This is a genomic window from Vitreoscilla massiliensis, from assembly GCF_001457815.1.
Taxonomy (GTDB): domain Bacteria; phylum Pseudomonadota; class Gammaproteobacteria; order Burkholderiales; family Neisseriaceae; genus Vitreoscilla; species Vitreoscilla massiliensis.
This window is the reverse complement of sequence record NZ_LN898221.1, coordinates 309,200-328,915: the sequence shown is the minus strand read 5'-3', so window position 1 is coordinate 328,915 and position 19,716 is coordinate 309,200. Positions and strand designations below refer to the sequence as shown.

17 protein-coding genes are annotated in these 19,716 nt (G+C 49.6%); 7 read left to right on the top strand and 10 right to left on the bottom strand.

Translation table 11 applies throughout. The annotated features are described in order from the left end of the window. Positions 1–104 precede the first annotated feature (104 nt). Positions 105–1,283, top strand: a complete 1,179-nt coding sequence (locus tag BN3003_RS13050) for a tetratricopeptide repeat protein (RefSeq protein ID WP_058357108.1) — start codon at positions 105–107, stop codon at positions 1,281–1,283. A gap of 221 nt (positions 1,284–1,504) precedes the next feature. On the opposite strand, the gene BN3003_RS13045 is transcribed toward BN3003_RS13050, so the two are convergent. Further along, positions 1,505–2,404 carry a LysR family transcriptional regulator gene (locus BN3003_RS13045; protein ID WP_058357107.1) on the bottom strand — a complete coding sequence of 300 codons (900 nt, stop codon included), beginning with the start codon at positions 2,402–2,404 and terminating at the stop codon, positions 1,505–1,507. A gap of 79 nt (positions 2,405–2,483) precedes the next feature. Here BN3003_RS13045 and BN3003_RS13040 point away from each other — a divergent pair, with 79 nt between their 5' ends. After that, positions 2,484–3,122, top strand: coding sequence for a short chain dehydrogenase (locus BN3003_RS13040; RefSeq protein ID WP_082625665.1), 639 nt, complete (start codon positions 2,484–2,486; stop codon positions 3,120–3,122). A gap of 68 nt (positions 3,123–3,190) precedes the next feature. Here the strand turns inward: BN3003_RS13040 and BN3003_RS13035 are convergent, their stop codons facing one another. Both BN3003_RS13035 and BN3003_RS13030 read right to left on the bottom strand, forming a co-directional pair. Beyond that, positions 3,191–3,634, bottom strand: coding sequence for a CZB domain-containing protein (locus BN3003_RS13035; RefSeq protein WP_058357105.1), 444 nt, complete (start codon positions 3,632–3,634; stop codon positions 3,191–3,193). A 245-nt stretch (positions 3,635–3,879) separates the two neighbouring features. Then, entirely contained in the window at positions 3,880–4,065 is a 186-nt protein-coding gene (locus BN3003_RS13030; RefSeq protein ID WP_058357104.1) for a DUF2938 family protein, read from the bottom strand. A gap of 2 nt (positions 4,066–4,067) precedes the next feature. On the opposite strand from BN3003_RS13030, the gene BN3003_RS13025 reads away from it, so the two are divergent. Then, positions 4,068–4,460: a MerR family transcriptional regulator gene (locus tag BN3003_RS13025; protein ID WP_058357103.1), complete on the top strand. Its 393-nt coding sequence runs from the start codon at positions 4,068–4,070 to the stop codon at positions 4,458–4,460. Between the two features lie 77 nt (positions 4,461–4,537). Here the strand turns inward: BN3003_RS13025 and BN3003_RS13020 are convergent, their stop codons facing one another. The 6 genes from BN3003_RS13020 to gpmI form a co-directional block, all read right to left on the bottom strand. Further along, entirely contained in the window at positions 4,538–5,947 is a 1,410-nt protein-coding gene (locus BN3003_RS13020; protein ID WP_058357102.1) for an FAD-dependent oxidoreductase, read from the bottom strand. Between the two features lie 77 nt (positions 5,948–6,024). Then, a complete protein-coding gene (gene gltB, locus BN3003_RS13015; protein WP_058357101.1) occupies positions 6,025–10,485 on the bottom strand; it encodes a glutamate synthase large subunit in 4,461 nt (1,486 codons plus the stop codon). A 333-nt stretch (positions 10,486–10,818) separates the two neighbouring features. Continuing rightward, the gene (locus BN3003_RS13010; RefSeq protein ID WP_234333076.1) at positions 10,819–11,613 is read right to left on the bottom strand and encodes a nucleoside deaminase; all 795 of its coding nucleotides are present in this window, start codon (positions 11,611–11,613) and stop codon (positions 10,819–10,821) included. Further along, a complete protein-coding gene (locus tag BN3003_RS13005; protein ID WP_058357100.1) occupies positions 11,606–13,123 on the bottom strand; it encodes a S41 family peptidase in 1,518 nt (505 codons plus the stop codon). The genes BN3003_RS13010 and BN3003_RS13005 overlap by 8 nt, the downstream gene beginning before the upstream one ends. Before the next feature lie 101 nt (positions 13,124–13,224). After that, positions 13,225–14,472 carry a murein hydrolase activator EnvC family protein gene (locus BN3003_RS13000; RefSeq protein WP_058357099.1) on the bottom strand — a complete coding sequence of 416 codons (1,248 nt, stop codon included), beginning with the start codon at positions 14,470–14,472 and terminating at the stop codon, positions 13,225–13,227. A 2-nt stretch (positions 14,473–14,474) separates the two neighbouring features. Continuing rightward, a complete protein-coding gene (gene gpmI, locus BN3003_RS12995; protein ID WP_058358049.1) occupies positions 14,475–15,998 on the bottom strand; it encodes a 2,3-bisphosphoglycerate-independent phosphoglycerate mutase in 1,524 nt (507 codons plus the stop codon). A 154-nt stretch (positions 15,999–16,152) separates the two neighbouring features. Between gpmI and BN3003_RS12990 the strand changes: the two genes are divergently transcribed. Together BN3003_RS12990 and ruvX are read left to right on the top strand one after the other, a co-directional pair. Continuing rightward, entirely contained in the window at positions 16,153–16,731 is a 579-nt protein-coding gene (locus BN3003_RS12990; RefSeq protein WP_058357098.1) for a YqgE/AlgH family protein, read from the top strand. Next, complete coding sequence (gene ruvX, locus BN3003_RS12985; protein ID WP_058357097.1) at positions 16,724–17,182, top strand: Holliday junction resolvase RuvX; 459 nt, start codon at positions 16,724–16,726, stop codon at positions 17,180–17,182. The genes BN3003_RS12990 and ruvX overlap by 8 nt, the downstream gene beginning before the upstream one ends. Positions 17,183–17,353: 171 nt before the next feature. On the opposite strand, the gene BN3003_RS12980 is transcribed toward ruvX, so the two are convergent. Then, positions 17,354–17,833 carry a hypothetical protein gene (locus BN3003_RS12980; RefSeq protein WP_058357096.1) on the bottom strand — a complete coding sequence of 160 codons (480 nt, stop codon included), beginning with the start codon at positions 17,831–17,833 and terminating at the stop codon, positions 17,354–17,356. 525 nt (positions 17,834–18,358) lie between these two features. Here BN3003_RS12980 and BN3003_RS12975 point away from each other — a divergent pair. Next, the gene (locus tag BN3003_RS12975; RefSeq protein ID WP_058357095.1) at positions 18,359–18,544 is read left to right on the top strand and encodes a hypothetical protein; all 186 of its coding nucleotides are present in this window, start codon (positions 18,359–18,361) and stop codon (positions 18,542–18,544) included. A gap of 461 nt (positions 18,545–19,005) precedes the next feature. Then, on the top strand, positions 19,006–19,695 hold the full coding sequence (locus BN3003_RS12970; protein WP_234333074.1) for a hydrolase: 690 nt from the start codon (positions 19,006–19,008) through the stop codon (positions 19,693–19,695). Positions 19,696–19,716: the final 21 nt, after the last annotated feature.

The window sequence follows — 19,716 nt, the reverse complement described above, 5'->3', positions numbered from 1 at the left end:
ATGAGGTAGCAAATTTACCATAATTGTAGTGATTTTTATTCATTATGCTTGAGGAATATTGTATTTGGTTACTAAAATAAAAAGCTACTCTTGGAAAAAGTTTAATGGTTAAGAATATATTATTTTATTTGAAAGATGCGTATTTATACTTCAAGGCAAAATCTGATATAAACATTGCATTTAAAAAAGCATTTTATGCATTTAACTTACATAATTATCAAGAGAGTGAGGAAATTATATCAAAATTACTTATTGATTCAGTCAATAATCCATATGTAATTTTAAATCTGAAAAGACTATCACGGTCAGAAGTAAATGATGTGTGTCTTAGTATCATGAATACAGTTGTTACTGAGATTGATTTTGATGCAGTTGCGAAAAATAAACAGAGCCAAAAGTTTAAAACACAAGCAAACCAGTTTCAATTCACAGATGTAACTGATTCCACTTCAGGCGATGAAGGTTTTATTGGAATTCATCGAAAAACAATTGTATTTATATTTTTGCCAATCGTGTCAGTAATTCTTGTAGGTGGTTTTGTTTATAAAGACTATTATGTAGGTCAAGGTGTTATTAAAAATGAAAAGCAAGATATCACTACGCTTAATAATGTTAGTAAGGATATAAATTCTGTATCTGATAATGTTATAGATGCTACACCGAACATAGTATCAAATAATATTGAAAGAAAAAGTGAATTAGAATATGTAGATTTTAATTTATTAACTGACGATGAGATATTTAGTTATATTTATACTGAACCAGACGGTACGCGTATTGAACAATCTTTTCAGGCTATAGATGCAAAAAGAATTAATAAACTTGGTAGGCAAAGTATACAAAAGAAAGACTATGATGTTGCTAAAGCCTTATTTTCGATTGCAGTTGAAAAAGATGCAAATGAAGTCGAATATTGGGACAACTTAGGTTACTCGCTAATATTTACTCAAGATTTAGATATAGCTGAAGCAGCATTAAAAGAGGCGATAAGGTTAAAGCCAAATAGAGCTGATACAGCATTGAATATGGCACGCTTAGAAGCTGCGAAATTGAATTTAGACTTATGCAAAAGTAACTTAAATGCATTTATTAAAAATTCTAAAAGTAATAAACAAGCAATTTCAATATTTGAAAAAATTATGGAGAATAAAAGAGATATGCCCGCATTTAAAAAGTGTGTTAAACAAGTGTCATTGGATTTGAAGCAGTCTGAAATTAAAGCTGAAAATGCTCAGTTTAATGAAAACCCTGTTATTGATACTGAAAATTTAGGTAATAATTAGCATTCAATATTATTGAAGTTATTAAATAATATTGGTTATCATTATATTTAAATTGATAATTAATATTGTATTATTAACTTGATATTAAAGCGGTCTGTAAACACTTACAGGCCGCTTTAATTACTGCGAAGCACGAACTCAATATGCTGATGCGGCTGTGTTTGAACCTATTTTTTTTATATGTTGTTTCGCAAAACGGGATTGCTGTTTGGCAGCTTGGATTAAGCCACCGGCACATATGTTTCTATGTTCTGCAATAAAAATTGCACAAACAGCGCCACCTTAGGCAAGGCCTTGCTGTGCGGCGCGTACAACACATGCACCGGCTGTTCGGGCAAGGTGATGTGCGGCAATACCCGCAGCAAGCGGCCGCTGGCAAACGCGTCTTGCAGCAATACCTCGGGTTGCACGATGATGCCGGCGCCAGCCTCGGCAGCGATGCGTAAGGCCAGCCCATCATTGCTGACAAACGTCGATTGCTCTTGCATCAATTGCAAGGCTTGCAAATGCGGGTATTGCTGCGGGTCTAAGTCGTGCCATAACCTGTGCACCAGCACGCGGTGTTGGTACAAGTCATCCAAGTTATGGGGTGTGCCAGCTTGCTGCAAATACACGGGCGCGGCACCGATGGCCATGCGGTAGGCGCACAGGTATTTGGCGACGGTGGCATCGGTGTGCAAGGCGCCGATGCGGATGGCGATGTCGACATCTTCTTGCAACACATCGACGCGGCGGTTGCTCAAATCCAGCACGATTTTCACGGCGGGATACAAGGCTTGGAAGGCCGCGCTCAAAGGCGCGATGGTTTGTGCGCCAAACGAGGGCGGGGCGCTGATGCTGAGTGTGCCCGTGGGGGCGGCCTGTAACTGCTCTACCACGGTAAACGTGTGCTGCAATTGGGCCAAAGTCAATTTGGCCTGTTGGTAAAAAGCGTTGCCAGCAGCGGTGAGTTTTTGCAGGCGCGTGCTGCGCTCAATCAAGCGTGTGCCCACTTCGGCCTCCAAGGCGGCAATGTATTTGCCCACCATCACCGCCGAGATGCCGAGTGTGTCTGCCGCCTTGCTGAAGCTGCCACTTTCCACCACAGCCACCAACACTTCTAAAGCACGCATTTTGTCCATTAATCGCCACCATTGCTAACTCAAAGTTAATTTATTCCAAATTTATAGCATATTTATGCAATGAAAACTTAGGAGAATAATGGCGACATGGTTAAACAACACAGGAAATAACATGAAAATCATTGTGGTAGGTGCTTCAGGTATCTTGGGACAAGCTGTGGTGAAGCATTTGCAGGCTTTAGGTCACGACATCATCACCGCCAGTCGCAACAGTGGCATGGAGCGGGTCGACATCCGCGACGATGCCAGTGTGCGCGCTTTGTTTGCTCGTACCGGCACGGTCGATGCGATTGTTTCCACTGCCGGTGTGGTGAGTTTTGAACCCTTGAGCAGCATGAGTACTGAGCAATTTATGTTGGGTTTGCAAGACAAATTCTTGGGCCAAGTGCGTTTGGCTTTGATCGGACTAGCCTTTGTAAACGCAGGTGGCTCGATTACTTTGACTACCGGCATTACTGGGCACCAACCCATCGCCGCAGGTGTGAACGCCACGGCGGTGAATCTGGGCTTGGAAGGTTTTGTGCAAGCGGCGGCGTTGGAATTGCCCAACCGCATTCGCATCAATGCCGTCAGCCCGAATGTGTTGACCGAAGCCTTGCCTGATTTCGCACCGTATTTTCCTGGTTTTGGCAGTGTCGCCGGCGCCGAAGCAGCACGGGCCTACGAGCGCAGCATCGCCGGCATACAAACCGGACAAGTGTTTAAAGTGGGGTATTGAAACCAAACAAGCGGCCTGTAATCGTTACAGGCCGCTTGTTGATGTACAGCAGTTTATTGTGAGTGTGTTTAGGCTTTGCTGGCGCTGGCTTTAAACAGATTGACAAAGCCAACAGCCACAGTCTTGGATGACACACTGAGCGGCCCCATGGCCAAGGCCACGGCTTCTAAAAATTCGCCTTTATTGTGCAGATTGACCGCTTCACTGGCGCAGACATGGAAGGCGGCATGGCGTTGTTTTAAGTCGGCGTATTCGGGCAAGTGCTCATAGACTTTGCCAGAGGAATAAATCCATTGGCCGACTTGGCACAAATGGTCGCAGGCAATTTTTTCCGCGTCTTTGGCGTTTGGATCTTCTAAACGCAAGGCTTTGAACCATTTGTTGCGCCAGTGTACATGCGACTCTATGGCATCGATGACCGACAAGCCATTGAGCATCATCGCATCGCGTGCCACCGGCAAGACAGGCTCGTCGCCTTTGATTAAACCATCTATCCACATTTCTAAAGCCATTGTTTGTTCCTTTGAATATGATTGACCATTGCTTTGGGCTGATTGCAGCACAGCGTCAGCGCAAAATGAGGCAACTGTATCTAAACTCTAGTCTTGCAATATTGATGTGTCTTAAGCTTTGTGCATTTGCTGGCATCAGTGTGTTTCTGGCAATCAAACATACAAAGCGTGGTGTTGGATATCAGAGCCAGATTGAACACATTAAGCGGCCTGTAAACCCAGTATCAGCTTTACAGGCCGCATGTTTAATACAGCAGTTGTGCGACCACATACACACTGAGGCCAAATAAAACATGGACAACAAGAGACTTGCCACGATTGCGCCACGGCGTGGCGGTATTGCGGGCGGCGATGCCCATGCCCATTAAGGGTTGCATGATGAAAAACGGTAACACTGCGGTGGCGCTGCCATACAAACAGAGGGAATGCATACATGATAGACATCGCCACATTGGCTAAACAAAGCGGCATCGCCGCGCATACTTTGCGCTATTACGACAGCCGCGGTTTGATTACGGCGGTGAGCCGCAGTGGTTTAAAGCGGGTGTATGCCGATGGGGTGTGGTTGAATCTGCGCCTCATCCACTTGGGGCAAAAAGTGGGCATGTCGCTGCAACAAATCGATGCGGCGTTTGGTTTAAGCAGTCAGATTGCGGTGCGGCGCGAGACGTTTAACCTGCAAGCACAAGCAGTGGCCGAGCAAATACGGCATTTGCAAACCATGCAAGCCTTGTTACAGCATTTGTCGGCGTGTGCTCATGCGCAACATTTGGACTGCCCTGAGTTTCAAGCCTTGTTAAACGAGGTATTGCCACAGCAGCAGTAAGAGTCTGTTTTAGCCATGCTAAAAGCGGCCTGTAAATGCTTACAGGCCGCTTATGTTATCTCAAGCAAGATAAGGGATTAAATGTCCAAGTATTCCAAGATGCTTTGGGCAGCGTCGCGGCCTTCGGCCACGGCGGTTACCACCAAGTCTGAGCCACGGGTAACGTCACCACCGGCGAAGATTTTGGCATTGGCTGTTTGCTGTTTCAGCTCACCTTCTTGGGCGATGCGACCGCGGCTGTCCACGTTCACACCCACAGCTTGCAACCATGGCATCGCGTGTGGCGCAAAACCAAAGGCGACAATTACCGCATCGCAAGCCAACACTTCTTCCGAGCCAGCCACGATTTCGGCGCGGCGACGGCCGCGTTCATCCGGTGCACCCATTTGCGTTTTCACCATTTTGATACCGGTGACTTTGCCTGCGGCATCGGTTTCGATGGCCACCGGTTGGGCATTGAATTTGAATTTCACGCCTTCTTCTTTGGCGTTTTGGAATTCTTTGCGTGAACCGGGCATATTGTCGGCATCGCGGCGGTAGGCACAGATGACTTCGGCCGCTTCTTGGCGGATGGAGGTGCGCACGCAGTCCATGGCGGTGTCACCACCACCCAAGACCACCACGCGTTTGCCTTGCATGGAGACAAAATTGCCGTTGTCGTAGCCCATCAAGTCTTCGGTATTGCCAATCAAAAATGGCAAGGCCGAGTACACGCCGTCGGCGTCTTCGTTCGGCAAATCGGCTTGCATGCCTTGGTAAGTGCCGACACCTATGAACACGGCATCGTATTCGGCCGCCAATTGTTCCAAAGTCACGTCCACGCCCACATTGACACCGAGTTTGAATTCGATGCCCATTTCGGTGAACACTTCGCGGCGGCGTATCAACACTTCTTTTTCCAATTTGAACGCAGGGATGCCGAAGGTGAGCAAGCCGCCAATTTCGGGCGCGCGCTCATACACAGTCACGGCCACGCCATTGCGAATCAGCACATCGGCACAACCCAAGCCTGCAGGGCCTGCACCAATCACCGCCACGCGTTTGGCATCGGCTTCCAAAGGTTGCACAGTCGGACGCCAGCCTTGCGCAAACGCGGTTTCGGTGATGTATTTTTCGACGCTGCCGATGGTGACGGCGCCAAATTCATCGTTCAACGTGCACGCGCCTTCGCACAAGCGGTCTTGTGGACACACGCGGCCACACACTTCTGGCAAGCTGTTGGTCGAGTGCGCCAATTCGGCCGCTTCGATGATGCGACCTTGGTAAGCCAAACGCAGCCAGTTGGGAATGTTGTTGTGCAACGGGCATTTGTGTTGGCAATATGGATTGCCACAGCCCAAACAGCGGTCAGATTGCGAGGCGGCTTGGGTGGCGGTAAAGCTTTGGTAAATTTCCACAAACGTGCTGGTACGCGCAGACAGGGGTTTTTTGGGCGGGTCTACGCGCGGTAAGTCGATAAATTGGTAAACATTTTCTTGTTGCGACATGAGGGTGTTCCTAGTTTTGGTCTTAACAAGCGGCCTGTAAAGTCAAGTGGGGCTTACAGGCCGCTTTGGGCGCTGGTTTATTGGGTAACGGCACGCAATTCGGTGACGCTGCGGCGTTTGTGGCCCAATAAGGCATTCACGTCATTGGCTTTCGGTTTCACCAACACAAATTGGTCGATGTAGGCTTCCCAATCGGCCAAAATGCGTTCACCCACATTGCTTTGGGTCAATTGCACATGGGTGTCGATTAAGCCGCGCAAGTGCTCTTGGTGCATAGGCAAATCGCGGATGGACAAGCCTTCCACCATTTCGCCATTGATGCGGCCGGTAAAGCCGCCATCGACATCCAAGATGTAAGCAAAACCACCAGTCATGCCCGCACCGAAGTTGATGCCGGTTTTACCCAACACCGTCACCACGCCGCCGGTCATGTATTCGCAACCATTGTCGCCTATGCCTTCTACCACGGCAGTGGCGCCAGAATTGCGCACACCAAAGCGTTCGCCGACACAGCCTGAGGCGTACAAAGCGCCGCCAGTGGCACCATACAAGCAGGTGTTGCCAGCGATGGTGGCTTCTTCGGCTTTGAACGCGGTGCCGTTGTGCGGACGGATGACGATTTGACCGCCAGCCATGCCTTTGCCGACATAGTCGTTGGCATCGCCCGTTAAGTACAGATTCACCGAGCCTGCCAACCACACGCCGAAGCTTTGGCCAGCGGTGCCATTGAAGTGCAAGTCTATGCTTTGCTCAATGCGACCACGGTTGCCAAATTGTTTGGCGATGATGCCAGACACGGTGGCGCCGACCGAGCGGTCCAAATTGCAAATGTCAAAGTGTTGCTGCACGTTTTTGCCTTGTTCCAAAGCCTTCGCAGTCGATTCGACAATGGCTTGGTTGAGCAAACCTTTGTCAAACGGCGGGTTGGTTTGGGTGCAATGGCGCGCCGAACCTTCAGGCACAACTGGCGCATAAAGCAAACCAGACAAGTCCAAGCCGCGTTGTTTGTCGGTTTGACCTTCGACCAATTCCAACAAGTCGGTACGGCCTATCAAATCGGTGAGTTTTTCCACCCCCAATGAAGCCAAAATCTCGCGCACGTCTTGGGCAATGAATTTGAAGTAATTCATCGCTTTTTCAGGCAAGCCGTGGAAGTGTTGGCGACGCAAAGTGTCGTCTTGGGTGGCCACGCCGGTAGCGCAGTTGTTCAAGTGGCAAATGCGCAAGTAACGACAGCCCAAGGCCACCATAGGACCCGTGCCGAAGCCAAAGCTTTCTGCACCCAAAATCGCCGCTTTAACGATATCCAAGCCAGTTTTCAGGCCGCCATCGACTTGCAAACGCACTTTGTGGCGCAAATTGTTTTCCACCAATGCTTGTTGTGCCTCGGCCAAACCCAATTCCCACGGACTGCCGGCGTATTTTACCGAAGTCAATGGCGATGCGCCGGTACCGCCGTCGTAACCCGAGATGGTAATCAAGTCGGCATAGGCTTTGGCCACACCGGTTGCGATGGTGCCCACGCCCGGTAAAGACACCAATTTCACCGAAATCAAGGCGGTTGGGTTGATTTGTTTCAAATCGAAAATCAACTGTGCCAAGTCTTCAATCGAGTATATGTCGTGGTGCGGTGGCGGCGAAATCAAGGTTGAACCGGGTACGGCATAACGCAGTTGCGCGATGTAAGGGGTGACTTTGTCGCCCGGCAATTGGCCGCCTTCACCTGGTTTGGCGCCTTGTGCCACTTTGATTTGGATGACATCGGCGCTCATCAAGTAAGCAGGGGTCACACCAAAGCGGCCTGAAGCCACTTGTTTGATGCGCGAAACCTGTTCGGTACCGTAGCGTTTCGGGTCTTCGCCGCCTTCACCTGAGTTGGAGAAACCACCCAAGCGGTTCATGGCAGTGGCCAAGGCTTCGTGTGCTTCTGGGCTCAAGGCGCCGATTGACATCGCGGCCGAGTCAAAACGGCTGTACAGATTTTCGGCTGCTTCCACTTTGGCCACATCAATGGCGGTGGCGTTTTCAGTTTTCACACGGAGCAAATCGCGTATGGTCGACGCAGGGCGGTTGTTCACCACATCGGCGTAAGCGCGGTAGTCTTGGTAGTCGCCAGAATTGACCGCACGTTGCAAGGTATTGACCACATCAGGGTTGTACATGTGGTACTCGCCTTGTGGTTTGTATTTCAAGAAGCCGCCCGCATCCAAGGTTTGGCTCTTGCGCCATGCGGTTTTGTGGAAGCGTTTCAAATCGCCTTCCAACTCGCTAAAGCCGGCGCCATTGATGCGGCTGACCATGCCTTTGAAGCACAAGTCGGCCACTTCATTGCCAATGCCCACCAATTCAAACAAACGGGCGCAGCGATAAGACGAAATGGTGGAAATGCCCATTTTCGACATGATTTTGTACAGGCCTTTGTTAATGCCGTTGCGGAAGTTGGCAGTGACCACGCGCAAAGGTTTGCTGATGGCACCACGCGCCACCATATTGGCCAAAGATTCATACGCCAAATAAGGGTAAACCGCGGTCGCACCCAAGCCGATTAACACAGCAAAATGGTGTGGGTCACGCGCCGAACCGGTTTCCACCACGATGTTGGCATCGCAACGCAAATTGGTTTCCACCAAGCGTTGTTGGATGGCACCGACAGACAAAGGCGCTGGAATTTGGATCAAATCTTTGCCGATTTCACGGTCAGACACAATCAACAAGACCGCGCCGCCTTTCACCGCTTCTACGGCTTCATCACACAAGCGTTTGATGGCGTCCTGTAAGCTGGTGGTGTTGGGGTTGTAAACCGCTTTTAATACTTGGTGTTGGTAGTCTTTGGCTGGCAAACGCAACAATTGCTGCATGTCGGAATACATCAATACCGGCGATTTGAAGTTCACACGACTGGACATGCCTTCGGCTTCAAAGAACACCGACATTTCGCGGCCTATCGAAGTGGCCAAACTCATCACATGCGCTTCACGCAATGGGTCTATCGGTGGGTTGGTCACTTGCGCGAAGTATTGGCGGAAGTAATCGTAAACCAAACGCGATTTGTGCGAGAACACCGCAAACGGTGCATCGTCGCCCATAGAGCCAACGGCTTCTTGACCGTTTTCGCCCAAGATGCGCAACACGTTTTCCAATTCTTCTTGGTTGTAACCAAATTGTTTTTGGAAAATATCCAATTCGGCTTGGTTCAGCCACGCATCACCAACCTCATCGTCAGGCATTTGTTCAAATGGAATCAAACGCAACACATTTTTGTCCAACCACTCACGGTAAGGGTGGCGGGCTTTGAGCTCGTTGTCGATTTCGTGCGAGTGCATCAATTTGCCGCTGCGGGTATCAATCACCAGCAATTGACCGGGGCCAACACGGCCTTTAGACACCACTTCATCGGGTGCGTAATCCCAAATGCCGACTTCAGACGCGATGGTCATTAACTTGTCATCGGTAATCACATAACGAGCAGGGCGCAAGCCGTTGCGGTCTAGCGTACAGGCCGCATAGCGACCGTCAGACAACACGATGCCAGCAGGGCCATCCCAAGGCTCCATGTGCATGGAGTTGAAGTCGTAGAAGCCGCGCAATTCGGCGTCCATGTCAGGGTTGTTTTGCCATGCTGGTGGCACCAACAAACGCATGGCGCGGAACAAGTCCATGCCGCCATTGACGAACAATTCCAACATATTGTCGAGCGAGCTCGAATCCGAACCTGAGTTATTGACAAACGGCGCGGCGGTTTGCAAATCGGGAATCAATGGCGTGCGGTATTTGTACGCACGCGCTTGTGCCCAAGCACGGTTGGCAGAAATGGTGTTGATTTCACCATTGTGCGCCAAGTAACGGAAAGGCTGCGCCAATTTCCATTTCGGTAAGGTATTGGTCGAGAAGCGTTGGTGGAACAGGCAAATGGCCGATTGCATGCGCAAGTCACCCAAGTCCAAATAGAACTTAGGCAAGTCTTTGGGCATGCACAAGCCTTTGTATATCATCACTTGGTTGGACATGCTGCACACATAAAAATCTTCGTGCGCGATGCGTTTTTCAATGCGGCGACGGGTGATGAACATGCGGCGTTCCATGTCTTTTTCACGCCAGCCCGATGGGGCATTGACAAAGACTTGGCGGATGCGCGGCATTGATTCTAAGGCAATGGAACCCAAAATGCTGGCATCCACGGGCACATCGCGCCACCATGCCACTTGTAAGGTTTCTTGCAGGAATTCTTCTTCAATGATGGCCTTGTATTCGGCTTCGAGTGCATCGTCTTGGGGAAAAAAAATCATGCCAACTGCAAAGTTTTTTGCAAGATGTACATGATTCTCTTCAGCGACGATTTGGAAGAAGGATTTGGGCATTTGTAAGAGTAGGCCGCAACCATCACCGGTTTTTCCATCCGAGAGGATGGCACCACGGTGCTGCATGCGGGATAAACCCAAAATAGCGGTACGGACAACTTTGTGGCTGGGTTGGCCTTCTAAATGGGCGATTAAGCCGAAGCCACAATTGTCTTTTACCAAGGAGCGATCGTGCAACATGTCTTAAAGACCTTTCTGACGCTGGTCTGTGTCGATGAGGAGGTTATTTTTAAACTTGGGTCTGTAAACATACGAAAAATGTTGCTCTGCGTCAAAGGTTTTTTTTGTTCTCAAATTGAGATAAATCTTATGTAGTATCAACCATCTAAGCTAAACGGTTAAAAAGACTGTATTTTGTGTTTTAACCAGTATTAACAGATGTTGCTGTGCAACAGGGTGGTTTGGCGCTGATTATGCTAAAAATGAGATTAAAAATAACTTAACAAAAGGTGAAAACGCCTTATATACGCAATATATTGGCATTTTCGTTTAAAAAAGCCATTTACATAAAATTTAACGCTTGGATTTAAAGAAATTTTGCATTAAATGGCGGCACTGCTCCGCATTTGCGCCGGCAAAGAAGGCAGTATGATGATTTAAACAATCGTGCGTCGCCAATTGCAATTGACTGGTTACCGCCCCGGTCTTGGCTTCGTCTATGCCATACACCACCCGTTTTACCCGCGCTTGCAGCAGCGCACCGGCGCACATCACACACGGCTCTACTGTCACATACACATCGCATTGCGTCAAACGGTAAGTGCCAAGCACCGCGCCAGCGCGTTCCAACGCCAACATTTCTGCATGGGCACCGACAAAATGGCGACCAACACATTCATTGTGGGCGCGGGCAATGATGTTGCCTTGGTAAACCACCACCGCACCGATGGGAATTTCACCCTTGTCCGCCGCCAATTGTGCTTCTGCCAGCGCCGCTTGCATGTGGCGCTGTTGTTCATCGGCGCTGGGCGGGATGTGTATTGGTGGCAAGGCTTGATAAGCGGCCTGTAAGCCTTGTTTGTGCTCGGTAGTGAGTGCTTGTACTGGGACATGCAAACACAAAGCACCCAATTGCCACAGCGTGGATTTGGTGACGGTGAGGCCGCTGGCTTTGAGCAAGGCAAAACACTTCGCAGCGCCGTGTTGTTTGAGGTCGCCCAGCGTGTGGATGTGCAGCTGCGCCAAAGTCGTTACCACTTTGGGCGGCAATGGCGGCGTGGAGAGTTTGCTGTCGTCGTTGGTGCTTACAGGCCGCATATCAAAACTGCCCGCTAAGCGGGCAGTGGTCGGCAATTCAGATTTACTCATCTGTCTTGTCTTTATCCTTCTCTTTTTTGGCTGCGGCCAATTTGGCCTTGTCCAAACCCTTGCCTATGGCGGCTTTATACGCCTCAGGTGATTTCACCAATTCCAAAGCCTTGGCCAATTGCGCGTCTTTGGCGGGATTCGGTATGCGCGAAGCCAACACCTCATCTATCACCGATTTCTTGTCTTTGGCATTTTTGTCTTTGCTTGCCTCAGTTTCTTTGACCACCGGTTCGCTGGCAGCGGCTTTGTCTTCTTCATAAGACTGTGGGCCGCCTTTGCTTTCTTCACCGCCATTCGGATTGGCTATGTGACCGCGGTAATCGGCTTCACGGGTTTCAAACGTGCGGCTCTTATCTTTCACTTCCACGTCGGGCAAGATGCCTTGCGCTTGGATAGAGCGGTCGTTAGGGGTGTAATACAAGGCTGTGGTCAATTTGATGCCGCCACCATTGGACAAAGGCAACACGGTTTGTACCGAGCCTTTACCAAACGATTGCGTGCCCACCAATACACCGCGTTTGTGGTCTTGCAAGGCACCGGCAACGATTTCAGACGCTGAGGCTGAACCCGAGTTAATCAAAATCGTCATCGGAATGTTTTTGATGCTGGCAGGCAAACCGGCCAATGGGTCTTTGATGGCGCCACCGGCGTAATCGTCTTTATTGGCTTTCAGGTTCATGCCTTCTTTGCCATCACGGCCTTTGGTGCTGACCACTTTGCTGTCTGCTGGCAAGAATGCTGCAGAAACGCCGACCGCACCTGTCAGCAAACCGCCTGGATCGTCACGCAAGTCCAAAATCAAACCTTTGAGTTCGCCACCGTTTTGCTTGGTCAGTTTTTGCACGTTTTGGCTGAGCAAGTCCAAAGTCGGTTGTTGGAATTGGGTAATGCGGATGTAGCCTATGCCCGGTTCGAGCAAATGGCTGCGCACACTGTTGACCTTAATCACGGCACGGGTCAGATGCACGACAATTGGTTGGGTGGTGTCTTTGCGTGACAAAGTCAGGGTGATTTTGGTGTCGGGTCTGCCGCGCATCAATTTCACTGCCTCGGTAGACGACATGCCACGGGTTGAGGTCTCGTTGATTTTGGTGATGTAGTCGCCACTTTTCACACCGGCGCGTTCGGCAGGGGTGTCTTCAATTGGGGCGATGACTTTGATAAAGCCGTCTTCCGAGCCAATTTCCATGCCCAAACCGCCGAATTCACCGCTGGTGTTTTCTTTCAAATCGACAAAGTCTTTGGGCGACATGTAGTCAGAATGCGGGTCCAAACTGGAAACCATGCCTTGAATGGCATTTTCCAACAGTTTGTCATCGTCGGTGGTTTCCACATAATTGGCCTTGATTTGGCCATAGGCTTCTGCCCAAGTGCGTATGCCTTGCACCGGCAAACCGCTCTTGTCTTTTTCATTGGCAAAGCTTTGTACGCTCAAGCTCAAGGCGATACCGGTTAAGGTACCGAAACCATATAACGCTAATTTTTTAACCGTATTGTTTTGTTTCGACATTATCTCTTTACCATTGGTCAACAAGGTTGCTAGGGCGTTAGCATATTCATTTTTAGGGTAAGCCACAACCGTTAAGGGGTAAATCTTTGCTAAGCGGTTGTTTATCCAACCCAAGACAGTGGGTTCATGGCTCGATTTTGGTATCTGACTTCAAAATACAGGCCGACTTCACCGCTGGGCAAGCGACCGCTGCTGCCCAAGACACGGCGAGCGCTGATGTTTTGACCGGCGCCGACACTGATGCCAGCCAGACCAGAATACACCGTCACATAGCCAGCACCGTGGTCAATGATGACGGTATTGCCATAGCCGGCCAACGGTGCGGCATAGACCACATCACCGGCGGCAACACTGTGCACAGACGCACCATTGTTGGCGATGAACAAGCCTTTCCAAGTGCCACCGCTGGCGCGTGGTCCACCAAAACGGCCGGCTATCGCACCGGCGGCCGGCATGCCCATGCGCCCTTGCATTTGGCTAAAGCGGTTGGCAGGGCTGATTTCTGCCGTGGCCGCAGGAGCGGACAAGGCCAAATCTTCGTGGGTCAAGCCTTGTGGTTTCGGTTTGGTTGGTACGACGCTAGGTGTTTTGCCCGTGTCTGCTGGTTTGGCTGCGTGCACTTTGGGCTTGCTCGCCTGTTTGCGGCTGAGCGAGGCCAATAATTGGTTTAAACGCGCTTCGTCTTGTTTCAATTGCTGAATGTGCGCTTGTTGTTTGGCAATGTCTTGGCTCAAGACCGTGTTTTGCTGCACTTGGCTGGCATGTTGGTTTTGCAAACGCTTGGCCGCTTGCGCGCTTTGCTGTTGCAATTTGTTCAGGCTAGCGTGTTGGCTGTTGATTTTTTGCTGTTGTTGGTTGATTTGCTGCAATTGCTGTTTCAAATCGCCCAACACTTGCTCATTGGCACGGTTCAAATAGCGCAGATACACCATTTGCCGGCCTTTGTCATTGGGATTGCTGTTTTTCAACATCAACACTAAGGCATTGGCCTGCTTGTTTTTGTATTGGCTGTTGAGCAGGCGCTGCACTTGCGCCTTATTGGCTTGGTTTTGCGTTTGCAAGCGTGACAATTGCTGTTGCAAACGCACCAATTCACTGGCCGATTGTTTTTGCTTGGCATTCAAGGCCGCAAGCTCTTTTGATGCGACCTGTAAATCGGCTTGGGTGCGGTTGATGTCGCCAGCGAGCTGTTGCTTTTGCTGCTGCTGTTGCTGCAGTTTTTGCTGCGCTTGTTGCAACTGTTGCTGTAGCTGCGCAGCATCGTCGGCAGCCGGCGCCGCCCATAAGGCCAAACTGGCACTGAGGACGGTGAGACCGCTGATGGCAAGCAAATAAGGCTTGATGCGCATGTTTATTTGAACGCAATCAAGCTGTGGCCCGTCATTTCGGCGGGTGGGGCAATGCCGAGCATGGCTAACATGGATGGCGCAATGTCTTTCAAAGCGCCGCCAGTTTTGATTGTGGCAGGACGACCCACATAGATAAACGGCACCGGTTGGGTGGTGTGTTGGGTATGCGCTTGGTAGTGGGCATGGTCAAACATGTTTTCACAATTGCCGTGATCGGCGGTAATCAACACCTCGCCACCGGCTTTTTGCACTGCGGCAACGATTTGGCCGACGCACACGTCCAAGGTTTCCACCGCTTTCACTGCCGCATCAAACACGCCAGTGTGGCCAACCATATCACCGTTGGCGAAGTTACACATAATCACATCAAAGCGCTGGTTTTCCACCGCTTCGACGATGTTTTGCGCCACGATGGGTGCGTTCATTTCTGGTTGCATGTCGTATGTCTTGACCTTGGGCGATGGCACCAAAATACGTTCTTCGCCCGCATACGGCTCTTCACGGCCGCCGCTGAAGAAATAAGTCACGTGCGGGTATTTTTCGGTTTCGGCAATGCGCAATTGGCTAAAGCCTTGTGCGGATAAATACTCGCCCAAGCCATTGCTGATGGTTTGCGGTGCGAACATCACTGGGTGGGTGTATTGTTTGCCATAGCTGGTGAGGCTGGCGTAATACGACAGTTGTGGTTGTTTGGCGCGTACAAAACCGTCGAAATCGGCATTGAGCAAGGCTTGGGTGATTTCACGTGCGCGGTCGGCACGGAAATTCAAATTCAATACCGCATCGCCATCTGCCAATAACATATCGGGTTCAATAATTGTGGCTTGTACAAATTCATCGTTTTCACCGCGTGCATAAGCGGCCTGTAAAGCCTCTACCGCGCTGTTGGCAGCATAAGGTGCACCCACGCCGACCAAAGCATCGTATGCGGTTTGTACGCGTTCCCAACGGTTGTCGCGGTCCATGGCGAAGAAGCGGCCGACCACAGCGCCAATGTGCACTTGCACGTGTGCGGCGGCATAGTCTTGCAATTGTTGCAAATAGGCTTCAGCGCTTTGTGGTGGTGTGTCGCGACCGTCTAAGAAGGGGTGCACAACAATGGTTTGCACGCCCGCGGCGATGGCGGCGTCCAATACCGCAAAGAAATGGGCAATGTGGCTGTGCACGCCGCCGTCAGACAACAAACCGATTAAATGCAATTTGTGGCCGTTGGTATGGGCAAAAGCGGTCTGTAACACCGCATTGTCTTTTAAACTGTTGTTTTCGATGGCCACATCAATGCGGGTGATGTCTTGCTCGACCACGCGACCTGCACCGATGTTCAAATGGCCAACTTCTGAATTACCAAATTGACCACGCGGCAAACCCACCATGCGCTCAGACGCGTCTATGGTGCCAAACGCGTAATCGCGCATTAAGGCATCTAAATTTGGCGTGTTGGCTGCGGCAATGGCGTTGTCTTCGGTTTCGGTGCGGTAGCCGAAGCCATCTAAAATCAATAAGACGATGGGTTTGGTAATGTTCACTGTGGGGCCTTTGGAATTCAAAACAATCACGGTAAGCCAGTGCATACCGTGGTAAAGTTGCAATTATAAGGCGCAAGACTTGTCAAACTCAATGTATAACCCCATATACAACATCAATTAAAAATACTGTTTAGATAGCAAAGGGGGTGTCATCATGCAAATCAAGAACAAAAAAATTGATAACTTAACCGATTATTTCCTGATTGCCATGCCCGAAATGGACGATCAGTTTTTCGCTGGCAGCGTGGTTTACATCTGCGAGCACAATGACGAAGGCGCGATGGGCGTGTGCATTAACAAGCCGTCGCCGCTCACGATGAACCAGTTTTTCGAGGCGATTAACGCGCGCACGCCGTTGCAATACGATGAAACCGCAGTGTTGCTCGGTGGCCCCATGCAAGTCGACCGTGGCTTTTTGGTGCACACACCGGTGGGTTCATGGGAAAGCAGTTTGCTCGTTACTGATGACATCGCCTTTACCACCTCGCGCGACATCATCGAAAACTTGGCCAAAAACCACGATAACCACACCAACAAAACCTTGGCCACCATCGGCTATTCGGGTTGGAAGAAGAACCAATTGGAGCAAGAATTGGCAGAAAACGCCTGGCTGATTGTGCCAGCAGACCAACACATCATGTTTGATATCCCAGTGGACGAGCGCTACCAAGCGGCGATGAAATTGCTGGGCATAGACGCAGGGCAATTGGTGCAAGGAGCTGGCCATGCTTGAAGCACCACGCGGCACCACACTGGGCTTTGATTTTGGCATGGCGCGCATCGGTGTGGCCGAGGGTGATGCCGAAGTGGCCATGGCGCACCCGATTACCACCATCCACGAAACCGAAAACAGCAAGAAGTTTGCGGCAGTCGAAGCCTTGATCAAGGAATGGCGACCGAAACAATTGGTGGTGGGTTTGCCTGCTTACATGGACGGGGTCGAACACGATACCTCGGCCTTGTGCCGCAAATTTGCGCAGCGTTTGCACGGCCGCTACGGCTTGCCGGTGTTTTTGGTTGATGAGCGCTTGTCATCGGTGTATGCCGAAAGTCTGCTCGCCGAAGCGCAAGTGTATGGCAAGAAGCAAAAAGCCTATCTAGACCAAGTGGCTGCGCAAGCAATCTTGATGACGTTCTTTGAAAATGGCGCGATGGAGCAAGTGCAAAGACACACAGAAGAATAACAGAATAACTTCTGCAATACCTTCTTATGGTGTGGTTTGAAGAGCATGTATAAGCGGCCTGTAATGTTTACAGGCCGCTTTTTATTGGTTTTGGCTTTATATAGCGCGTTTACAGATGATATGAGATAGCTTGCACACGCACACAAGCTTGCCCGCACAATTTGCCAGAGTTTATGGCAAGCACCAATATAGTGATGGATCTGATTTTGTGGTCTTCGGCCCAATGGATGGAAAACTTGTAGCCATCAAATTTTCAAGCGACCGGGTCGGTAGGATTGTCGGGGCGATGATAGGCTGCGCCGACAGTGTTAACCACATCTTGATAGGACGATTCAAACATCGGCCCTGCAATTGGAACTGACAGAATTTTTGATACTTGTCCCGGTAGCCGGTTAATGTCAGTTGCTCCAGAACGTAAGGTCCTGCACCAAGCACATGATGGTTTAATGCTGGGTGTGTCTCGAGTTTATCCAGAAAAAAGAACGCCCCGATGTGCTTCAAGCTGATGCCTCGCCTCATAAAATCTTTGTCCACCACCGATATATTACCCACAGACAGACCAAAATAATCCAACATCGCCTTGAGCTGCGCGGTATCCGTCTGCGTTCCCAACATCGATATGATGTGTTCATGGGTGAAAATTTTATTCATGGCAGCGCCGCTCCTAAACAATAAATATAAGGTGTTTCGCCATTTTTACTGGTATTGAATGGTAGCAAAAGAATCATCAGATAGCCGCTGGAGCAGCGCGTCCATTACCATGTTCTCATCGCTGTCGCGGCATGGGATGCGTCAAGACAGACTTGCGGTATCTCGCCATGTATGTTTTGTAGGCGTCTGCAAATCTGCGTCTACAGCTTATAACACGCTTCGTGCAGCCATTTAATCAGTGGCTGCTTCATCTTGCTTGAATAGCCTAGCTCTTAAACCGTGGAGGGTGTTGGCGTCAGCAGTTGTGTGGTTTTCAGCGCGATGACTAGGCCATCATCACACAGTCAACATGTTTTAATAAACATGCCATATGGCATGTTTATTAAAAAATTTAACAAATGGTTTTGATTCAAACAGATAAACATTATATTTCATTTTGTTATTTGAATTTGATTTAAATGTTTATAAATGGTATAAGACTGATTCATTTGCGAAAACTGTCACTTAATATTGTGGAGGTGTTTAGTGAATCTGTATGTCAAAATCCTAAAAGACGAAAACGGAACTTTTTATGTCGCCAAGCGCGATGGGGTGAGGCTGGGTGTGTTTGACACCATAGACGAAGCCTTAGAACGCACTGCTTTGGAAAAACCTGTCCCACCCAAACTCAAATGCCCGGTCAATATCTGGCAAGCCAAAAAATTCTATTGAAGCGCAAGTGAAAATTCAGTTTAAGCCCCATCAAATTGTGTAAATGTGCAAGGTGTGCACAGACTCAGACAAATACCGATTGGGCTTGTGCTTGCAGTCTATTTTTACCCTCACACACCCCTGTTAAAGCGGCCTGTAAACATTTACAGGCCGCTTTTCGGTGTGAAAGCAGATTGTTATTTTGGATAAAAATCAACATAATCGGCGCGTGTCCATGATCAAAGCCTTGCATGTATTAGGTTTATGCCTGACTCGTTACAGGCCGCTCTCAGGTCACCACATCATCCCATGCGCAGATTGAATGGATAGGAAAAACAAACACTTTCGGCTTGCAGCGTTTTGTGGCTGAACTTCTGTTTTTGGTCTTAAGTCAATGCTCGGTAATTTGAGTTTGAAACTTAACATGCAGCGGTCGTTTTCGGTTGCCACCTGCAAACCTCACTCACATGAAGGAAGATTCCGTGTCTAAATCATCAAAATTAGAATTGCTCAATCCTCACAACTGTCAGCTGATTTTCATCGATCAACAACCGCAAATGGCGTTTGGCGTGCAATCCATAGACCGCCAAACCTTGAAAAACAATGTGGTTGGCTTGGCCAAAGCCGCCAAAATCTTCAACATTCCCACCACCATTACCACGGTGGAAACCGAAAGCTTTTCTGGCCATACTTTTCCGGAATTGCTAGACGTGTTTCCGAATGCGCCTTTGTTGGAGCGCACGTCGATGAATTCATGGGACGACCAAAAAGTGCGCGATGCCTTGGCCAAAAACCAACGCAAGAAAATTGTGGTATCGGGTTTGTGGACGGAAGTGTGCAATTTGACCTTTTCTTTGAGCTGTTTGCACGACACCGATTATGAAATCTACATGGTCACCGATGCCTCTGGCGGCACCTCACAAGAAGCGCATGATATGGCCATACAGCGCATGATTCAAGTGGGCGTGATTCCGGTGACATGGCAACAAGTGTTGCTGGAATGGCAACGCGATTGGGCGCACCGCGACACTTACGATGCGGTCATGGCTTTGGTGAAAGAGCATTCTGGTGCTTATGGCATGGGTGTTGATTATTGCTACACCATGGTGCACAAAGCGCCTGAGCGCGCGCAAGGTGCACACGAAATCTTGGCACCTGTGCCGGCGAAGTAAACCTTGGGAGGCAGTTACCTT

What these genes read in the sequence shown, in the direction of transcription:
- BN3003_RS13050 (WP_058357108.1), top strand. Translation starts at nt 105, where the DNA reads ATGGTTAAGAATATATTATTTTATTTGAAAGATGCGTATTTATACTTC.
- BN3003_RS13045 (WP_058357107.1), bottom strand. Translation starts at nt 2,404, where the DNA reads ATGGACAAAATGCGTGCTTTAGAAGTGTTGGTGGCTGTGGTGGAAAGT.
- BN3003_RS13040 (WP_082625665.1), top strand. Translation starts at nt 2,484, where the DNA reads ATGGCGACATGGTTAAACAACACAGGAAATAACATGAAAATCATTGTG.
- BN3003_RS13035 (WP_058357105.1), bottom strand. Translation starts at nt 3,634, where the DNA reads ATGGCTTTAGAAATGTGGATAGATGGTTTAATCAAAGGCGACGAGCCT.
- BN3003_RS13030 (WP_058357104.1), bottom strand. Translation starts at nt 4,065, where the DNA reads ATGCATTCCCTCTGTTTGTATGGCAGCGCCACCGCAGTGTTACCGTTT.
- BN3003_RS13025 (WP_058357103.1), top strand. Translation starts at nt 4,068, where the DNA reads ATGATAGACATCGCCACATTGGCTAAACAAAGCGGCATCGCCGCGCAT.
- BN3003_RS13020 (WP_058357102.1), bottom strand. Translation starts at nt 5,947, where the DNA reads ATGTCGCAACAAGAAAATGTTTACCAATTTATCGACTTACCGCGCGTA.
- gltB (WP_058357101.1), bottom strand. Translation starts at nt 10,485, where the DNA reads ATGTTGCACGATCGCTCCTTGGTAAAAGACAATTGTGGCTTCGGCTTA.
- BN3003_RS13010 (WP_234333076.1), bottom strand. Translation starts at nt 11,613, where the DNA reads ATGAGTAAATCTGAATTGCCGACCACTGCCCGCTTAGCGGGCAGTTTT.
- BN3003_RS13005 (WP_058357100.1), bottom strand. Translation starts at nt 13,123, where the DNA reads ATGTCGAAACAAAACAATACGGTTAAAAAATTAGCGTTATATGGTTTC.
- BN3003_RS13000 (WP_058357099.1), bottom strand. Translation starts at nt 14,472, where the DNA reads ATGCGCATCAAGCCTTATTTGCTTGCCATCAGCGGTCTCACCGTCCTC.
- BN3003_RS12990 (WP_058357098.1), top strand. Translation starts at nt 16,153, where the DNA reads ATGCAAATCAAGAACAAAAAAATTGATAACTTAACCGATTATTTCCTG.
- ruvX (WP_058357097.1), top strand. Translation starts at nt 16,724, where the DNA reads ATGCTTGAAGCACCACGCGGCACCACACTGGGCTTTGATTTTGGCATG.
- BN3003_RS12980 (WP_058357096.1), bottom strand. Translation starts at nt 17,833, where the DNA reads ATGAATAAAATTTTCACCCATGAACACATCATATCGATGTTGGGAACG.